This is a genomic window from Mesorhizobium sp. M7A.F.Ca.CA.001.10.2.1, from assembly GCF_003998575.1.
Lineage (GTDB): Bacteria > Pseudomonadota > Alphaproteobacteria > Rhizobiales > Rhizobiaceae > Mesorhizobium.
Window position 1 is genome coordinate 1 of sequence record NZ_RZQY01000621.1, and the last position, 3,686, is coordinate 3,686.

Genomic DNA, 3,686 nt, shown 5'->3' on the forward strand with positions numbered 1-3,686 from the left:
GTCCGACCTGATCCGGCGGGCACTCGGCGAAACCATCCGCATCGAAACGGTGCTGGCGGGAGGCTTGTGGAAAACCCATGCCGACCCGAGCCAGATCGAGAACGCCGTTCTCAACCTGGCCGTCAACGCCCGCGACGCCATGGGCGATGATGGCAAGCTGACCATCGAGACCGCCAACAGCCATCTCGACGACAGCTACGCCGCTGCCCATGCCGAAGTCGCGGCCGGCCAGTATGTGATGATCGCCGTCAGCGATACCGGTTCGGGCATGACCCCCGATGTCATCTCCAAGGCCTTCGAGCCCTTCTTCACCACCAAGGCGGTCAACAAGGGCACCGGCCTGGGGTTGAGCCAGGTGTTCGGCTTCGTCAAGCAGTCGGGTGGCCATGTCAACATCTATTCCGAACCCGGCGAAGGCACGACAATCAAGATCTACTTGCCGCGGTATTTCGGCCCCGAAGAGCCGGCCGTGCCCACGGGGCGAGGCGACAACACCGCCGCACCGGTCACCGAAACGATCCTTGTCGTCGAGGATGATGCCCGCGTGCGGGTCTCCACGACTGAGGCCATACGCGAACTCGGATACACCGTCATTCATGCAGCGAGCGGCGAGGAAGCGTTGCAGAAACTGGCGGAGAACCCGAACGTCGCCCTGCTGTTCACCGACATCGTCATGCCCGTCATGAACGGCCGCAAGCTGGCGGAAGAGGCCGTTGCCCGCATGCCGCTGCTGAAGGTGATCTTCACCACCGGCTTCACCAGGAACGCGGTGGTCCACAACGGCGTGCTCGACCACGACGTGCATTTCCTCGCCAAGCCCTTCACCATCGAGCAACTGGCGGCGAAACTGCGTGACGTGCTCGGCACGACGCAGGTCGCAGCGGATTGATCACAATCGCTTCAGCCTGACGCAGCCGCACTTCTCCACAGGCCGGGATAATCGACAACGAAGCCGTGCAGCGAGACGTTGAGCGTCTCGTCATAGCCGAACACCGGCGCGGCATAGGCGTAGCGAACGGTGTCGAGACGACGATAGCTCTGATCGAGGCGCACCAAGCTCAGTTCAGGGAAAGTCAGGTAGGCGGCCGGAGCAGGCGCCGCCTCGCCGATGCCTAGGTCGAACCGGCGGATCGCCAACAGGTTCGATGCCGGTGTGAAGCCAAGATCGACATCGACAAGGCCGTCGACACCCTGCTGGACTTCGCCGTTCAGCATCCACTGGCCGTTGGAATCGCGTTCGATCGCATAGTGCAGCTGGCGCGTGCCGAGAAAGCCTTCGATAAGCGCCGCCCGTGTGTGCCAGCCGGCATCGCAATTCACCTCGTAGGCGAGGCAGCACGGCTTGCCGTCCTGGATGAAGATGGCTTGTCCCTTGAGGCTGTGCCCGCCATCGTTCTGCGAAAGCAGACAGGCATCATGCCCCTCCACGTCCAGCCGATGCCAGAGGATCGAAGCCGTCATTGCTGTCATCGTCACCTCCTTCGAATTCAAAACGATGATGTATTCCTTCGCCCGCCAGGCCAATTGTGTTTCACCGCGGCGCGCTTCAGCTGACATGCCCTGACAGAATCCGGGTCCCTGCCGGCAGAGGAAAATTGTTGCCTTGACATTCGCGGCCTCACGCCCGACTTCCTAGCGCACGACCCCGAAATCGAAGTCGATTTCGGAAAGGATCATGCGCAGAATCTAAAGTGCTACAGCGTCCTTTGCGCGTCCAAGAGGACGTGCGGCGCTGTAGTGTCGAGGAGACCAACCCATGCCAGAGCCCCGACGATCGACAATCGATGCCGGAGAAGTGGAACGCTTTTCCGCCCTTGCCGCCGAATGGTGGAACCCGAACGGCAAGTTCCGTCCCCTGCACAAATTCAATCCGGTCCGGTTGGCCTATATCCGCGACCAGATAGCGACGCGCTTCGGCCGTGACCCACGCGCTGCAAGGCCTTTCGAGGGCCTGCGCATCCTCGACATCGGCTGTGGCGGCGGACTTCTGTGCGAGCCGATGGCGCGGCTTGGCGCCGAAGTCGTGGGCGCGGATGCCTCCGAAACCAACATCGAAGTGGCCAAGCTGCACGCCGCCGAGGGCAATGTCAGCGTCGACTATCGCGCCACGACGGCCGAGGACCTTGCCGACGCCGGCGAGAAATTCGACGTCATCCTCAACATGGAAGTGGTCGAGCATGTCGCCGACATCGACCTGTTCGTCGCCAAATGCGGCGAGATGGTGCGGCCCGGCGGCATCATGTTCGTGGCCACCATCAACCGCACGCTGAAGGCGCTGGGCTTAGCCATCATCGGCGCCGAATATGTGCTGCGCTGGCTACCGCGCGGCACCCATCAGTTCGGCAAGCTGGTGCGCCCGGAAGAGCTCGAAAAGGCGCTGGGCGGCGCCGGCCTGACCATCATCGACCGCACCGGCGTCACCTACAACCCGCTGGCCGACCGCTGGGCGCGGTCGAAGGACATGGACGTCAACTACATGGTCCTGGCGGAAAAAGGCTCGGTCTGATCTTATTCTGAATTCTGGCCTTATTCAGATTTCAGCGGCCTGTAGCCGCCGCGCCAGTAGATCAGCGCCTGGCCGGCATCGTGGGTGCGCACGGCCTCGACCGAGCCGATGACGATGGAATGCGTGCCGCGATCGATCATCTCGTCGAGGCTGCAGTCGAACGCGGCCACCGCGTCCGAAAGCAGTAAAGCTCCGGTCTTGAGCGTCATCCATTCGGCGCCCTCATAGCGGTCCTTGCCCTTGATGCCGCCAAAGCCGGAGAACCGCTCGGCCACGCGCTGATGCTGGGGGCCAAGCGAATTGACGCCGAAATGCCGGTAGCGTTCGATCACCGGCCAGGTCGACGACGACCTGTTGACGCAGGCGATCACCTTGGGCGGCTCGGCCGACAGCGAGACGACCGAAATGACCACCAGGCCGGAGCGATCCTCGCCGGTGCCAGCGGTGATGACGCTGACATTGCCGACGATCAGCCGCATCGCGGCCCGAAAATCCGCGACACCGACAGGATTTGCCTCCGAAGTCGTTGGTTCGGTCATGGGGGTTGCTCCTAGGCCGCCGACTGCATGGCGGCCGCTGCGATACGGATGCCCCGCTGTTCGAGGATAGGCAGGACGGTGTCGCGAAAATACGGGAATTCCTCGACATAGTCGACGAAGGACAGCGTCGAGCCGCGAAATCCGGCCTCGTGCAAGGCGGTGATCCCATCAGCGACCTGTTCGGCCGTGCCGGTGAGCGGGAAGCCGCCATGGCCCGCCGCCATCCGATCGCGGATGAGCGCCAGGAGGTCATGCGGGAACGACTGCGCATGCGCAAATTGCAGCTTCACCAGATTGTCGACGGCTGCCCAGTCGGCATTGGCGCGGGCGAAATGCTCGAGATAATCCTTCGCTTCCTTCTCGGTCGGCCGGCAGACGACATGGGCAAAGGTCAGCACGTCGACAGTGCTGCCGGCGGCGACCGCCTGTTGCTTCAGCGCGGCGATCTCGTCCCTGGAGCGTGACAGATCGATTGCCGGCGTGAACAGGAAGTCCGCATTGCGGACAGCGAATTTGCGCCCTTCTTCCGAGCCGGCGGCGTTGAGGATCGGCAGGCGCGCCGACGGCCGCGGATCGCCAAGCACGTTCTTCAGCTTGAAATAGGTGCCGTCCCAGTCGAACGCCTCGGTGCGATCCCACAG

The 3,686-nt window shown here is 63.0% G+C and carries 5 protein-coding genes; 2 read left to right on the plus strand and 3 right to left on the minus strand.

What is annotated here, in order from left to right:
• Nucleotides 1–889: ATP-binding protein (locus tag EN964_RS28560; RefSeq protein WP_127277017.1), on the plus strand; the 889-nt coding region annotated here is incomplete at its 5' end.
• An 11-nt stretch (nt 890–900) separates the two neighbouring features.
• Here the strand turns inward: EN964_RS28560 and EN964_RS28565 are convergent.
• A complete protein-coding gene (locus EN964_RS28565; protein WP_127266721.1) occupies nt 901–1,470 on the minus strand; it encodes a putative glycolipid-binding domain-containing protein in 570 nt (189 codons plus the stop codon).
• Nucleotides 1,471–1,756: 286 nt separating this feature from the next.
• Here EN964_RS28565 and ubiG point away from each other — a divergent pair, with 286 nt between their 5' ends.
• Entirely contained in the window at nt 1,757–2,506 is a 750-nt protein-coding gene (gene ubiG / locus EN964_RS28570; protein ID WP_023811162.1) for a bifunctional 2-polyprenyl-6-hydroxyphenol methylase/3-demethylubiquinol 3-O-methyltransferase UbiG, read from the plus strand.
• Nucleotides 2,507–2,526: 20 nt separating this feature from the next.
• Here ubiG and EN964_RS28575 read toward each other — a convergent pair whose 3' ends face one another.
• Together EN964_RS28575 and EN964_RS28580 are read right to left on the minus strand one after the other, a co-directional pair.
• Complete coding sequence (locus tag EN964_RS28575; protein WP_127271356.1) at nt 2,527–3,045, minus strand: flavin reductase family protein; 519 nt, start codon at nt 3,043–3,045, stop codon at nt 2,527–2,529.
• 11 nt (nt 3,046–3,056) lie between these two features.
• The coding region (locus tag EN964_RS28580) for an LLM class flavin-dependent oxidoreductase (protein ID WP_164776050.1) at nt 3,057–3,686 on the minus strand (630 nt) is incomplete at its 5' end.